This is a genomic window from Actinomadura fibrosa, from assembly GCF_900659615.1.
Taxonomy (GTDB): Bacteria; Actinomycetota; Actinomycetes; order Streptosporangiales; family Streptosporangiaceae; genus Spirillospora; species Spirillospora fibrosa.
The window spans coordinates 1-13,516 of the sequence record NZ_CAACUY010000124.1; the positions used below are offsets into that span (position 1 = coordinate 1).

Sequence of the window (13,516 nt, forward strand, 5' to 3'; positions counted from 1 at the left end):
CTCGGACGCCGGGACGGCCGGCGCCTCGCCGCGCCCGCCCGGCCGGGCCCGCGCCGCTCGGGCGCGCCCTGTCGATGATCGAGCCGCCTTCCGCGAAGGATCACCGCCGGAAGGCCGCTCGAAACATTAACAGGGCGCGCCGAGTGCCCGGTGCGGCGCCCACCGGGTGACCCACCGGACCGCCCGCCCAGCTCGCCCGCCCGGTCGCCCCGCCTGGACGTCCACCGGTCGTCCCGCCGGGTCGGCTCACCGGGATGCGAGCACCGCCCGCCGCCGAATATCGTCACTGGATATGAGCGAACACTTTGACGTCGTGGTCCTGGGCGCGGGCCCGGGTGGATATGTCGCCGCGATCCGGTCGGCACAGCTCGGGCTGAAGACGGCGATCATCGAGGAGCGGTACTGGGGCGGGGTCTGCCTCAACGTCGGATGCATCCCCTCGAAGGCGCTGCTGCGCAACGCGGAGCTGGCGCACATCTTCAGCACCGAGCAGGAGAAGTACGGGATCAAGGTCGAGGGGCAGGTCTCCTTCGACTACGGCAAGGCGTACCAGCGCAGCCGCGAGGTGTCGGACAAGCTCGTCAAGGGCGTCCAGTTCCTGATGAAGAAGAACAAGATCACGTCCTATGACGGGCGCGGCACGTTCACCGACCCGAACACGCTCCAGGTCGCGCGGGGCGACGGGTCGAGCGAGACGGTGACCTTCGACCACTGCATCATCGCCGCGGGCGCGCACACCAAGCTGCTGCCGGGCACGTCGCTGTCGGAGCGGGTCGTCACCTACGAGGAGCAGATCCTCAGCTCCGAGCTGCCGGAGAGCATCGTCATCGCCGGCGCGGGCGCCATCGGCGTGGAGTTCGCCTACGTCCTGCACAACTACGGCGTCAAGGTCACGATCGTCGAGTTCCTCGACCGGATGGTCCCGAACGAGGACGCCGACGTGTCCAAGGAGCTGGCGAAGCGCTACCGCAAGCTCGGCGTGGACGTCCTGACCTCCACCCGGGTGGACGCGATCGACGACTCGGGCGACAAGGTCAAGGTCACCGTCACTGGCAAGGACGGCTCCCAGCAGGTCATCGAGGCCGACAAGGTGCTCCAGGCCATCGGCTTCCAGCCGAACGTGGAGGGCTACGGGCTGGAGAAGACCGGGGTCCGGCTGACCGACCGCGGCGCCATCGACGTGGACGGCCGCTGCCGCACGTCCGTCCCGCACATCTTCGCCATCGGCGACGTGACCGCCAAGCTGATGCTCGCGCACGCCGCCGAGGCCATGGGCATCGTCGCCGCCGAGACGATCGCCGACGCGGAGACGATGGAGCTCGACTACGTCATGATCCCCCGCGCGACGTACTGCCAGCCGCAGGTCGCGAGCTTCGGCTGGACGGAGGCGCAGGCGAGGGAGCAGGGCTTCGACGTCAAGACCGCGAAGTTCCCCTACAGCGCGAACGGCAAGGCGCTCGGCATGGGCGAGGGCGACGGCTTCGTGAAGGTGGTCAGCGACGCGAAGTACGGCGAGATCCTCGGCGCCCACATGATCGGCCCGGAGGTCACCGAGCTGCTGCCGGAGCTCACCCTGGCCCAGCAGTGGGACCTGACCGTCCACGAGGTGGCGCGCAACGTCCACGCGCACCCGACGCTGGGCGAGGCCGTGAAGGAGGCCGTGCACGGCCTCGCCGGCCACATGATCAACCTGTAGCGGCGGCGGCGTGCTCGCCCGCCCGGCGAGCACGCCCGCACTCCCGCGGCGGCCGGTGCGGCGGCGCGCAACGAATCGCCGCGCCGGGCCGAAAGGCGCAACGAAACACCAGGTCAGCGCAAGGACGGCGGATCGACGCGCCGCCGCGGCGTTCCTAGGCTTTCGATCACGTGGTCCACGTGGTCCTGACCCTTCGGACGCCTCCTGGAGAAGCGCATGACCGTCCTGCCGGCGACGGAGCCGGGCCCCGCCTCCGACGAGCCGGGCGCCGCCCTCGCACCGAGCCCCGTCCTCGCGACGAGCCCTGTCTTCGCGACGAGCCCCGTCCTCGCACCGGGCGCCCTTCCGCTCCCCGGCGCCGTCCCGGAGCGGACGGCGCTGCGGCGGCACTACCTGATGTGCCGTCCCGAGCACTTCGCCGTCAGCTACGCGATCAACCCGTGGATGGATCCGGTGGCGGGCGCCGACGCGTCCCGCGCGGTCGCGCAGTGGGAGGAGCTGCGCGCCGCCTACCTCGCGCTCGGCCACGAGGTGAGCCTGATCGACCCGATCGAGGGCCTGCCCGACATGGTGTTCGCGGCCAACGGCGCGCTCGTCGTCGGCGGACGGGCCTACGGCGCCCGGTTCAGGCATCCGGAGCGCCACGCCGAAGGTCCCGCGTACGCGGCGTGGCTGCGGGCGAACGGGTTCCCGGACGTGCTGGAGCCGGAGCACACCAATGAGGGCGAGGGCGACTTCCTCACGCTCGACCACGTGATCCTCGCCGGGACGGGGTTCCGCACCGACGTGGCGGCGCACCAGGAGGCGCAGGAGTTCCTGGGACGCCCGGTCGTGACGCTGCGCCTGGTCGACCCGCGCTTCTACCACCTCGACACGGCCCTGTTCCCGCTCGGCGGCGACAACGTCGCCTACTACCCGGGCGCATTCTCGCCGGGCAGCCGCGCGGTGCTGGAGCGGCTGTTCCCGGAGGCCGTCCTCGCGGACGAGGCCGACGCGGCGGTGCTCGGCCTGAACGCGGTCTGCGATGGACGCAACGTCGTCATCAACGCCGAGGCGACGGGCCTGGCCAGGACGCTGCGGGAGCACGGCTACGAGCCGTTCCCCGTGGACCTGTCCGAGCTCCGCAAGGCGGGCGGCGGCCCCAAGTGCTGCACGCTGGAGCTGCGTCCCGCCGCCTGAGCGACGGGGTTTAGGAGGTCGCGGCGGCGAGGCGGCGGCGGGCCAGGCGGCGGGTGCGCAGGACGCCCGCCACGCCGATCGCCCAGATGAGCGCCTGGACGGTCCAGGCGGCGCGGAAGGCCTCGGGCGTGAACGCGTTGCCAGGCGACAGCGCGTCCAGTACGACGCCGATCAGCAGGATCGTGACGAGCGCGGCGACGAAGCCGCCGACGTTGACGATGCCGGTCGCGGTGCCCTGCCGGGCGGGCGGGTTGAACGTGCGGGCGAAGTCGAACCCGATCATCGCGCCGGGGCCGCCGAGGGCGACGCAGAGCACGAGCAGGACCAGCAGCCAGGACGGCGCGGGCGGCGGCCAGGCCAGGGTCGCCGCCCACGCCGCGGCGTTGGCCGCGACGATGCCGAGGACGAGCCGCGAGCGGCGCAGCGGGTAGCGGGCGACGAGCCGTCCGACGAGCGGTCCGGACACCACGTTGGCCAGCACGAACAGGGTCAGCAGCGTGGACGCGGCGGCGGGCTCCATCCCCTGGCCGGAGACCAGGTAGGGGTAGCCCCACATCAGCGCGAACGTGTTGGACGAGAACTGGGTCACGAAGTGCGTCCACAGGCCGAGGCGGGTGCCCGGGTGGAGCCAGGCCGCGACCAGGTTGCGGCCCACCTCGCGCAGCGGGAGCGAGGCGGCGCGGGTGCCGCCGGGCGGCGCGTCCCGCAGCACGGCCATGGCGAGCACGCCGACGAGGACGCCGAGCGCGGCGGCGGAGCCGAACGCGGTGCCCCAGCCGGGCCCGTGCAGCAGCGCGACGAGCGGGACCGCGCTGAGCACCTGCCCGAACTGGCCGAGGAGCCCGGTGAGCTGGGTCACGATGGGCACCTGCCGGCCGGGGAACCAGGTCGCGACGATGCTGAGCACGCTGATGAACGTCATCGCGTCGCCCGCGCCGACCATGACGCGGGCGGCGACGGCCGTGCCGACGCCGGTGGAGACGGCCATCAGCGCCTGGCCGGCGGCCATGAGCAGCGCGCCGCCCGCGATCATCCAGCGCGGGCCGATCCGGTCGAGCAGCAGCCCGACGGGGATCTGAAGGCCGGCGTAGACGAGGAGTTGCAGGACGGTGAAGGTCGCGAGGATCCCGGCGGACGCGTCGAAGCGGTGCACGGCGTCCACGCCGGCGACGCCGAACGAGGTCCGGTGGAGGACCGCCACGACGTACGCGAGCACGCCCACGGCCCACAGGACCCAGGCGAGCGGCGCGGCTTTCGGACGGTCGTTCCGGACCTCTGCGGCATTTTCGGCACTTTGGACGGTCTGCACGAAATATCACTTTAGGTCACAGCGGCAAACGGCTCCCGGCCTAGGGTGGGCGGCATGAGAGCGGGTGTGAGCGCGGAGAAGTGGCGCGAAGTCCGGGCCGAGCTCAACGCCGGACGGGCCAGGCTGGGACGGATCGCGAGCGACCTGTACCCCGATGCTCCCCGCGTCGCCGGGACGCCGCTGCTGTGCCGTCCCGAGTGGATCCCGCCTGCCCCGCTCCCCCTGGAGTCGATCCGGCTGGCATGGGACGCCCGGCCCGTCCCGCCCCCGGTCGCGGACCCGTCCGACGGTCTGCCGCCGGGCCACCGCACCTACGCCGACGCCATCGCGGCCCTCGCCCCGCCCGCCGTGTTCGAGGACCGGCCCAGCTACCGGCTCCTCGACGCGGCCCCGCCCGTCCTGCGGTTCGGCCCCGCGCGGTACTTCGACGGCGTGAACGTCGGCGAGGCCGTCGCCCACGAGCTCGCCGCCCGGGAGGCGTCCGCGGACGGGTTGCCGCTACGGGAACGGGTCGGCGACCCCTGCGACCTCACCCGGCGGACGGCGCTGTGCGCGATCACGACGCTGACCGTCACGACGTCCGGCTCCTACGTGCTGCACCGGCGCGATCCGGCGAAGGTCGCGCACGCCGGCGGGCTGTACCAGGTGATGCCGGTCGGCGTCTTCCAGCCGCTGAACGGCGGGCCCGCGGACCTGGACCTGTGGCGGTGCATGGTCCGCGAGTACGCCGAGGAGCTGCTCGGCGGGGACGAGGAGTACGGCGAGGACTTCGTCCAGGAGGAGTGGCCCTTCCACAGGGAGCTGACGGCGGCCCGGGCGCGGGGCGACGTGCGCGCCCACTTCCTCGGCCTCGGCGTGGACCCGCTGACCTTCGCGCTCGACCTGCTCACCGCGGTGGTCGTCACGGACGGCGCGTTCGCCGACCTGTTCGGCGGGCTCGTCACGACGAACGACGAGGGCGAGGTGACGATGGCGCCCTTCGGCGGGCCGGTGCCGGAGCCCATGCAGCCCGCGGGCGCCGCCGCGCTCGAACTCGCGCGGCGGCACCGTGGGCTGCTGGGGATCGGTACCGCCTCCGCGGTCACGCCTCCGAGCCCCTGAGGGCACCGTCAGGCGGGCTCCTCGCTGAGGGCCTTGAGCTCGTCCAGCGCGTCGACGAGGTGGTCCATGATCTCGGACGGGTCCGGGACGAGGTCGCGGCAGGCGACGATGCCGATGTCCACCGTGCCGTCGTAGGAGAACACGGTGATGTTGAGGCCGCCGGTGACGTCCGTCACCACCGAGATCGGGTAGTAGCCGAGCACCCGGGCGCCGCACAGGTAGAGCGGGAACTGCGGGCCGGGCACGTTCGAGATGATCAGGTTGATCGGGCGCAGCGAGATCGACGGCGCGGCCTGCATCGCGAGGCGGGTGACGGGCCCGGCGATCGGCGCGGGGACGATCCCGCTCAGCTCCCGCACCCAGCTCCCCGAGGACGCGGCGAACCGCCGCTTGACGAGGGCCATGTCGCGGCGCACCGCCGCGAACCGCCCGGCGGGGTCGGGGATGTGCGTGGCCAGCGGCGCCGCCATGATCGAGACCTGGTTGCCGGTGTCGGCGTCGTCGCCGCCGCGGCGCAGCGACACCGGGACGCCCGCGACGAGCGGGCGGTCGGGCAGCTCGCCGCGCTTGTCCAGCCACTGCCGCAGCGCGGTCGCGCACAGCGCCATGACGACGTCGTTGACGCTGCCGCCGAGGTGCTCGCGCACCTTCTTGAGCTCCGCCAGCGGCAGCTCGCCGCAGGCGACGGCGCGGTGCCGGCCGATCGGCAGGTTGAACGGCGTGGGCGGCGCGCTCATCCGGGGCGCCGGCGGGATCTCCTCGCGGCGGAGCGCGCCCTGCACGACCGACGACATCAGCCCGACGCCGGGGATCGCGGAGACGCCGGGGATCTCGTCGAGGTAGGGGGCGGTGCGCGCGACCGACAGCGCCGTCCGGACGGGGTGCGTCGCGGCCTTCAGCAGCCCCGTGCCGAGCATGCTGAGGAGCCGGGGCGCCCGCGCCGGCGCCGCGTCGTCGGCGGGCAGCTCGCGGGGCTCGGGCGTCAGGTCCAGCAGCGCGGCGAGCGTCTCGGCGGCCATCACCCCGTCGATGGCGGCGTGGTGGACCTTCACGTAGACGGCGGCGCGGCCGCCCTCCAGCCCCTGGATGATCACCAGTTCCCAGAGCGGGCGCGAGCGGTCGAGCGGCTGCTCGTGCAGCATCGCGACCGTGTCGGCGAGCTGGCGCTCGTCGCCGGGCGCGGGCAGCCCGATCTCGAAGATGTGCCGGACCGGGTCGAAGCCGGGATCGTCCTCCCAGTACGGGCGGTCGAGGCCGAGCGGCACCTGGACGAGGCGCTGCCGGAGCGGGCGCGCGGCGAGGTGGGCGCGGGAGCGGATGAGGTCGGCCATCATCGCGACGGTGAGCCGGCCGCCGGGGCAGGAGGCCGGGTCCAGGACGCCCAGCCCGGCGATGTGCGGGTGGGTGTTCCCGGTCTCGGCGTTGAGGAAGGTGACGTCCACGGTGGTCAGCTGGCTCATGCTCTCGTCCCGTCCGTCGTCTCGCGCCTGCCCTTACCTCCTAGGAGGTATGCGGTACGGCCGAGTAGGTCAACGAGGGAGGAAGGGAAGTAACGCCGACTTAACGGGGCGTTTCACCCGGTTCATCTGCCGCTATCGGAACCGCTTGTAAAGTTTCCTTCTTCTTCCGTCCTGATGTGGTCAGAAAACTTCACAGCCGTGATCAAGCACCGGTTCCGCGGACGATTCCATGATCGTCCGGTTAGGGTGGTGCGCCATGACGGCACGACCACTCCCGGAGATCGTCGAGGCGGGCTGGGCGACCGCGCTGCAACCGGTCGCCGGGACGATCGCCGCGGCCGGCGACTGGCTGCGCGCCGAGGTCGCCGCCGGCCGCCGCTACCTGCCCGCGGGCAACCTGATCCTGCGCGCCTTCACCCAGCCGTTCGACCAGGTGCGGGTGCTGATCGTCGGGCAGGACCCGTACCCCACCCCGGGCCACCCGGTCGGCCTCAGCTTCTCGGTCGCGCCGGACGTCCGGCCGCTGCCCGCCAGCCTCGTCAACATCTTCCGCGAGTACTGCGACGACCTCGGGTACCCGCAGCCGTCCAACGGCGACCTCACCCCGTGGACCGAGCAGGGCGTCCTGCTGCTCAACAGGGCGCTCACGGTCATGCCCGGCAAGCCGAGCTCGCACCGCGACAAGGGCTGGGAGCAGGTCACCGAGCAGGCCATCCGCGCCCTCGTCGCCCGGAACCGCCCGCTGGTCGCGATCCTGTGGGGACGCGACGCCCGCAACCTCAGGCCGATGCTGGGCGACACCCCGTGCATCGAGTCCCCGCATCCGAGCCCGCGGTCGGCCGACGGCGGCTTCTTCGGGTCCCGGCCCTTCAGCCGCGCCAACCAGCTCCTCGAAAAGCAGGGCGCCGCCCCCGTCGACTGGAAGCTGCCCTAAGCGGGGGTCAGTCCTCGGGGAGGCGGCGCACCAGCGCCGCGAACTCGCCGGACCCCTCGGCGTCCGCGGTCGACGTGAGGGGCGTCAGCCGCCGCTCGCCGTGGCTCCAGTAGACCCCGGCGGCGCACGGGTCGTCCGCGACGGCGTGCATCTCCCGCACGACGTCCGCGAAGACGGGCAGCACCTCCAGCACGGCGGACGAGGTGATCGGGTAGAGCAGCAGCGTGCTGTGGCACGGGACGCCGACCAGCGCGCCGTGCGCGTTCGGGCCGGGCAGGAACTGGTCGACCTCGCTGAGCAGCGCCGACACGTACCGGCTGCCCGGCTTGGTCACCACGCGGACGTCGCGTCCCGGCAGCAGCGGCTGGTCGTGGACGGCCACGTCGGCGAGCTCGCGGTCGTGCGTGTTCGTCATCACGTAGCCGAGCTTGCGCAGCCCGAGCAGCCCGGCCCGCGCCTTGGTCAGCGGACCCCCGTACCGCGGGTGCTCGATCATCACCATCGCGTCGAAGTGGTCGCCGGCGGGCACCACCACGAGGCCCTCCCGGTCGCCCGGCGCGAGCTTCGGCACGATGCGCAGCCGCAGCAGCTCCCGGACGTCACCGAACAGCTCCATCTCCCCTACCGCCAGGAAGGCGCGGTCGCCGACCTCGCGGACCCACTCGTCCACCACCCGGGGCCACGCCGAGCGCGGCTCGCGGGCGCAGCGCTCCAGCACCGTCCAGCTGGAGGCCCGCGCCTCCGACGCCCCGACGGGCAGCACCACCTCGGAGGTGCCGGAGTCGAACCAGGCGCTGGGCGCCAGGGCGGGCAGCACGTCGCGGATGAGCGCGTGCACGTCCGCCGCCGCGTCCAACGGTTCCATGTTGCTCATCCCCCTTCGCCGATCACGTCACAACCCAACCTTCTCAGAGTTCCGGCCGGTTGTGTGATCCATCGCGAGTCCTGCGCCCCGCTCGCTGATCATGGACGGCTCAAGTACGGTGCATCCATGTCCGAAATCGTGTACCCGCCGGTGATCAAGACGGCTCTCGGTGTGTTCAAGGCCCTGAACATCAAGTTCCGTCTGGAGGGGACCGACCGCATCCCCGCGACCGGTGGCGCGGTGCTGGTGAGCAACCACGTCAGCTACCTCGACTTCATCTTCGCCGGCCTCGCCGCGCACCCGGCCGGGCGGCTGGTGCGCTTCATGGCCAAGAAGGAGATCTTCGACAACCGGATCGGCGGGCCGCTGATGCGAGGCATGCATCACATCCCCGTCGACCGGCAGGCCGGCGCCTCGTCCTACGCGGCGGCGCTGAAGGCGCTCAAGAGCGGCGAGATCGTCGGCGTCTTCGCGGAGGCGACGATCAGCCGCTCGTTCACGGTCAAGGACATCAAGAGCGGCGCGGTGCGCATGGCGGTCGCCGGCAAGGTGCCGCTCATCCCGATCGCGATCTGGGGCCCGCAGCGGCTCTGGACGAAGGGCCGCAAACGCAGGCTCCTCCAGCGCAACGTCCCGGTGACGATCCTCGTCGGCGAGCCGATGTACCCCAAGCGCGGCGACGACTACGAGCAGGTCACCGTGGAGCTGCGCGCCCGGATGTCGGAGCTGCTGGAGAAGGCGCAGCGCGAGTACCCGGACGTCCCCACCGCGGACGACGCGTGGTGGCAGCCCGCCTACCTCGGCGGCTCCGCGCCGACCCCCGAGGAGGCCGAGAAGCTCGACCTGGAGGAGGCGGAGGCCCGCAAGGCGGCCCGCGAGGCCAGGCAGGCCGCACAGGCCGAGCAGACGGTGGAGGCCACGAAGACCGAACAGGCCGCGAAGACCACGCAGGCCGAGCAGGCGACGCAGCCCGCGCAGCCCACGAACACCGAGCAGGTCGAGCAGGTCGAGCAGGCGGCGCAGGTCGAGCGGGCCTCAGGAGCCGAGCGGGCCGCCGACGCACAGCCGGTCGCCGACGCGCAGCCTGCCGTTGACGCGAAGCCGGCCGCCGACGCGCAGCCGGTCGGTGGGGCGCACTTGTCCGGTGACGCGCGGCAGGACGGTGCGGCGCAGCCGGCCGGTGACGCGCAGCAGGCCGATGGCGCGAAGCGGCCCGGTGACGGAAAGCCGGGCGGCGACGCCGGGCGGGCCGAGGGCGGTGCCTGACGGGAACGGCACGCGTCGGCTCGGCTAATTCGGTGGACGGCGTCCGCCGCCGCGCCTGATGATCAGTGCCATGACCATGTCGCAGGAAAGGCCGCAGGACGTCCTGCACCTCGTCGAGCCCCGGGACGGCAGCACCGGTCCCGGGGCCGGCCCGGTGCTGCCCGTGGTCTTCAACCTCAGCGACAACAACTCGCCCGCGGACGTGATGGACGTCCTGTCGCTGCGGCCGTTCGCGTCCGGTGAGCAGCCCTGGTCGCGGTCCACGCGGCTCGACCACGTGCGGGAGGACGCGCCGCTGCGTCCCGACCGCGCGCGGGTGGTGCGCGTCGCCCACGAGAAGGGCAAGGAGTCGGTGCTCGCGGAGGGCGACGGCTGGACGCTGCTGACCAACCGGTGGAAGAACGGCGCCGCCTACCTGGCCGTGTCCGCGGTCACCGACGAGCTGGCCGAGGCGATCCTCGACGAGTCGGTGAAGGACGCGACGGAGCCGCCGAAGACCGACGAGACCAACGTCGAGATGGGCTTCTGGCACATGGGGCCGCACGGTCCCGTCCGCACCGAGCGCGCGATCTCCGCCGACGCGTGGCAGGACATCCGCGGCAACTACACCGCGCCGGTCGCCGAGGCGCTCGACGCGGTGATGGGCCTCACCCGCGAGCAGGTGTCGGGACGGCTCCTGCTGCTGCACGGGCCGCCCGGCACCGGCAAGACCACCGCGCTGCGCGCCCTCGCCCGCGCCTGGAACGGCTGGTGCCAGGCCGACTGCGTCCTCGACCCCGAGTCGCTGTTCGGCACGCCGAGCTACCTGATGGAGGTCGCGGTCGGCGACGACGAGGACGAGAACCGCCGCTGGCGGCTGCTCATCCTGGAGGACTGCGACGAGCTGATCCGCGGCGAGGCGAAGGCGTCCACGGGGCAGGGGCTGTCGCGGCTGCTGAACCTCACCGACGGCATGCTCGGGCAGGGCCGGGACGTCCTCGTGGCGATCACCACCAACGAGGACCTCACCATGCTGCACCCGGCGGTCGTCCGGCCGGGCCGCTGCCTCGCCCAGATCGAGGTGGGTCCGCTGACCCGGGACGAGGCCGTCACCTGGCTGGAGGGGTCCGGCGCGGAGGCGGACGAGATCGGCCCGGACGGGGCGACGCTCGCCGAGCTGGCCGCGCTCCGCAAGGGCGAGAAGCGCCCCGAGGGCCAGAGCGCGCCCGCCACCGCGACGGGCTTCTACCTCTAGGGCGTGTCTCGAAGTCGGCGCCCGTAGCGAGCGGCGTCCAGGTGCGTGCATCGTGGGGGCGGAGGAGGGAGTCGGCCCGGTGTTGGCCGTCGACCGACGACAACCCCGCGAGGTGCGTGCCTGGGCGTCGCGCAGTAGGGCAGTCGACTTTGAGACATGCTCTAGGAGGCCTTGGCGAGGGCCTGCTCGATGTCGGCCCACAGGTCGTCCGGGTGCTCCAGGCCCACCGAGAGGCGGACGGTGCCCTCGCCGATCCCCGCGTCGGCGAGGGACGCCGCGTCCATCTGGCGGTGGGACGTGCTCGCCGGGTGCATGACCAGGGTCGCGATGTCGCCGAGCGACGGGCCGAGCGTGACCAGGCGCACGGCCTCGCTGAACACGCGGCCCGCCTCGCGTCCGCCGGCGAGCTCGAACGAGAGGACGCCGCCGCTCCCGTCCGGCAGCAGCCGTCCGGCGAGGTCGTGCTGCGGGTGGTCGATCAGGCCGGGGTAGTGGACGCGGTCGACCGACGGGTGCGCGGCGAGGCGCCGGGCGAGGTCCAGCGCGGACGCGCTCTGCCGGGCGATGCGCATCGGCAGCGTCGCCAGGCCGCGCACGCCCAGCCAGGCGGCGAACGGGTCGGCGCTGGAGCCGAGTTCGACGGCGTGGTCCCACACCCGGTGGTGGACGGCGGAGTCGGCGAACACCGCGACGCCGCCGAGGATGTCGCCGTGCCCGCCGATGTACTTGGTCGTGGAGTGCAGCACGATGTCCGCGCCGTGGTCGATGGGCCTGCACAGCAGCGGCGCGAAGGTGTTGTCGACGACGGTCAGCACGTCCGTCCCGCGTACGGCGGCGGCGAAGGCGGGGATGTCCGTCACGTGCGTGGTCGGGTTCGCGACCGTCTCCAGGTACAGGAGGCGGGTGTTCGGGCGCAGCGCGGCGCGGACCTCGCCGGGGTCGTCGCCGGGGATGTGGGTCAGCTCGACGCCCCAGCGGTCGGCGAGGTCGTGGAGCAGCGCGTACGTGCCGCCGTACAGGGACGACTGCGCGATCACGTGGTCGCCGGACCGCAGCAGCGCCATCAGCACGGCGTTGACCGCGCCCATCCCGGACGCGGTGGCGTAGGCGCCGGCGCCGCCCTCCAGCTCGGCCATCGCCTGCTCGAAGGATCGGACGGTCGGGTTGCCCATCCGGGCGTACATGAACGACCGGTCGGGCCCGCCGAACGCGGCGGCGAGGTCGTCGGCGGCGTCGAAGGCGAACAGGTGGCCCTGGTAGATCGGCACTCCGAGCGGGCGGCTCCCCGCCGGGACGGCGACGGGAGGGTGGACGGCGCTGGTCTGCGGATCGTGTCGGCTCATGCTCCCAGCCTGCGCCGCGGGCCCACCCCGGCTGAATATCCAATCCGGACGAGTGGCCCGCGTCGCCACGACGGTCGGGGTCGCGTCGCCGGGACGGCCGGGGACGCGTCGCCGGGGACGGTCGCCGCCCGCCGGCTCACCCACCCCGCGAGGGCGAGCCGGCGAGCGGGCCGCCCGGCCGGGTGGCGCCTCGGCGTCCCTCGGCCGGAATCCGAGCATGTCGCGGCGGGGACGTCCTCACCATCCGTGAGACCACGGTCAAACGGCCGGGTTTTTGCGGCGCCGCAGGGGCCGGGACTACGGGGTCGCGTGCGCGAACAGCCGTCGGTAGACGCAGCGCAGACCGTGGAGATCACTGACAGGCTCGCTGAACCCGAGGCGCAGATCGAACGAGCCGGCCGTGCACGGTGGCGGTACGGAGCAGCGCAGCCACATTCCGTGCCGGTCAAGCGACAGCGGCCGGACGACCGCGGCGGGCTCGTCCGGCCCCTCCCCGACGGCCTTCGGCTTCCCGGTCACGGGGTCGGGCACGGGCAGCAGGCGGACCAGCTCCTGCCGGTGGCAGGAGTCGAGGTGCGTGAGGATACCCGCCTCGATGGCGACGAACGGGTCCGGCGCGGCGGCCGCGTACTCCTCCGGTTCGAGGGTGGCGCTCCCCCAGGCGTCCTCGATCTCGACCTGGGCGACCTCCAGCGCGAGGATCGTCCACTCGCGGCCGCCGCCCTCGCCGTCCGCCGGTCCGTCCCGGCGCTCCGCGGCCAGGTCGAGCAGTTCGGGACGCGGATGCGGGCGCGCCAGCCGGAGCGCGGCGGCCCGCATCTCACCCGCCGGAACCTCGGTGAGCCAGCCGTGCAGCCACGCCCGCCCGCGGACACGGTCGGCGAGCGCCACCGGCGCGACGTCGGAGATCCGCAGCGTGGCGGGAAGATCGTCGGGCTCCCCCGCCAGCGCGGCCACGACCGGGGACGCCGCCGGGACGAGCAGCAGCGGCCGGCCGTCGCGGTCGGTCGTGTGGGCCGGGACGGGGGCGTACGGGACACCGGGCGCGACCAGCACGCCGTCCGCGATCCCGTAGGCGAGCGTCCGCGCCCGCTCCGCCGCCGTCGGCCCGCTCACCGGGCCCTCCGTG

11 protein-coding genes are annotated in these 13,516 nt (G+C 73.2%); 6 read left to right on the forward strand and 5 right to left on the reverse strand.

Annotated elements, in window-relative coordinates; all coding sequences use genetic code 11:
• Positions 1 to 292: 292 nt before the first annotated feature.
• Positions 293 to 1,696, forward strand: coding sequence for a dihydrolipoyl dehydrogenase (lpdA, locus tag E1300_RS30860; RefSeq protein WP_131760626.1), 1,404 nt, complete (start codon positions 293 to 295; stop codon positions 1,694 to 1,696).
• Positions 1,697 to 1,912: 216 nt separating this feature from the next.
• Positions 1,913 to 2,875 carry a dimethylargininase gene (gene ddaH / locus E1300_RS30865; protein ID WP_370785285.1) on the forward strand — a complete coding sequence of 321 codons (963 nt, stop codon included), beginning with the start codon at positions 1,913 to 1,915 and terminating at the stop codon, positions 2,873 to 2,875.
• 10 nt (positions 2,876 to 2,885) lie between these two features.
• Here the strand turns inward: ddaH and E1300_RS30870 are convergent, their stop codons facing one another.
• The gene (locus E1300_RS30870; RefSeq protein ID WP_242619490.1) at positions 2,886 to 4,184 is read right to left on the reverse strand and encodes an MFS transporter; all 1,299 of its coding nucleotides are present in this window, start codon (positions 4,182 to 4,184) and stop codon (positions 2,886 to 2,888) included.
• Positions 4,185 to 4,238: 54 nt separating this feature from the next.
• On the opposite strand from E1300_RS30870, the gene E1300_RS30875 reads away from it, so the two are divergent.
• The gene (locus E1300_RS30875) at positions 4,239 to 5,285 is read left to right on the forward strand and encodes a transcriptional regulator (RefSeq protein ID WP_131760627.1); all 1,047 of its coding nucleotides are present in this window, start codon (positions 4,239 to 4,241) and stop codon (positions 5,283 to 5,285) included.
• A gap of 8 nt (positions 5,286 to 5,293) precedes the next feature.
• Here E1300_RS30875 and E1300_RS30880 read toward each other — a convergent pair whose 3' ends face one another.
• On the reverse strand, positions 5,294 to 6,745 hold the full coding sequence (locus tag E1300_RS30880) for a WS/DGAT/MGAT family O-acyltransferase (RefSeq protein WP_131760628.1): 1,452 nt from the start codon (positions 6,743 to 6,745) through the stop codon (positions 5,294 to 5,296).
• A gap of 256 nt (positions 6,746 to 7,001) precedes the next feature.
• Between E1300_RS30880 and E1300_RS30885 the strand changes: the two genes are divergently transcribed.
• On the forward strand, positions 7,002 to 7,679 hold the full coding sequence (locus tag E1300_RS30885) for a uracil-DNA glycosylase (RefSeq protein ID WP_131760629.1): 678 nt from the start codon (positions 7,002 to 7,004) through the stop codon (positions 7,677 to 7,679).
• Positions 7,680 to 7,686: 7 nt separating this feature from the next.
• On the opposite strand, the gene E1300_RS30890 is transcribed toward E1300_RS30885, so the two are convergent.
• Positions 7,687 to 8,544: a hypothetical protein gene (locus E1300_RS30890; protein ID WP_242619491.1), complete on the reverse strand. Its 858-nt coding sequence runs from the start codon at positions 8,542 to 8,544 to the stop codon at positions 7,687 to 7,689.
• A 126-nt stretch (positions 8,545 to 8,670) separates the two neighbouring features.
• Here E1300_RS30890 and E1300_RS30895 point away from each other — a divergent pair, with 126 nt between their 5' ends.
• On the forward strand, positions 8,671 to 9,810 hold the full coding sequence (locus E1300_RS30895) for a lysophospholipid acyltransferase family protein (protein WP_242619492.1): 1,140 nt from the start codon (positions 8,671 to 8,673) through the stop codon (positions 9,808 to 9,810).
• 70 nt (positions 9,811 to 9,880) lie between these two features.
• Complete coding sequence (locus tag E1300_RS30900; protein ID WP_242619493.1) at positions 9,881 to 11,044, forward strand: DUF5925 domain-containing protein; 1,164 nt, start codon at positions 9,881 to 9,883, stop codon at positions 11,042 to 11,044.
• 161 nt (positions 11,045 to 11,205) lie between these two features.
• On the opposite strand, the gene E1300_RS30905 is transcribed toward E1300_RS30900, so the two are convergent.
• Positions 11,206 to 12,387, reverse strand: a complete 1,182-nt coding sequence (locus E1300_RS30905) for a trans-sulfuration enzyme family protein (protein ID WP_131760631.1) — start codon at positions 12,385 to 12,387, stop codon at positions 11,206 to 11,208.
• A 297-nt stretch (positions 12,388 to 12,684) separates the two neighbouring features.
• Positions 12,685 to 13,503 carry a DUF2470 domain-containing protein gene (locus tag E1300_RS30910; protein WP_242619494.1) on the reverse strand — a complete coding sequence of 273 codons (819 nt, stop codon included), beginning with the start codon at positions 13,501 to 13,503 and terminating at the stop codon, positions 12,685 to 12,687.
• Positions 13,504 to 13,516 lie beyond the last annotated feature (13 nt).

Coding starts and splice junctions, on each gene's coding strand:
- lpdA (WP_131760626.1), top strand. CDS start 293: ATGAGCGAACACTTTGACGTCGTGGTCCTGGGCGCGGGCCCGGGTGGA.
- ddaH (WP_370785285.1), top strand. CDS start 1,913: ATGACCGTCCTGCCGGCGACGGAGCCGGGCCCCGCCTCCGACGAGCCG.
- E1300_RS30875 (WP_131760627.1), top strand. CDS start 4,239: ATGAGAGCGGGTGTGAGCGCGGAGAAGTGGCGCGAAGTCCGGGCCGAG.
- E1300_RS30880 (WP_131760628.1), bottom strand. CDS start 6,745: ATGAGCCAGCTGACCACCGTGGACGTCACCTTCCTCAACGCCGAGACC.
- E1300_RS30885 (WP_131760629.1), top strand. CDS start 7,002: ATGACGGCACGACCACTCCCGGAGATCGTCGAGGCGGGCTGGGCGACC.
- E1300_RS30890 (WP_242619491.1), bottom strand. CDS start 8,544: ATGGAACCGTTGGACGCGGCGGCGGACGTGCACGCGCTCATCCGCGAC.
- E1300_RS30895 (WP_242619492.1), top strand. CDS start 8,671: ATGTCCGAAATCGTGTACCCGCCGGTGATCAAGACGGCTCTCGGTGTG.
- E1300_RS30900 (WP_242619493.1), top strand. CDS start 9,881: ATGACCATGTCGCAGGAAAGGCCGCAGGACGTCCTGCACCTCGTCGAG.
- E1300_RS30905 (WP_131760631.1), bottom strand. CDS start 12,387: ATGAGCCGACACGATCCGCAGACCAGCGCCGTCCACCCTCCCGTCGCC.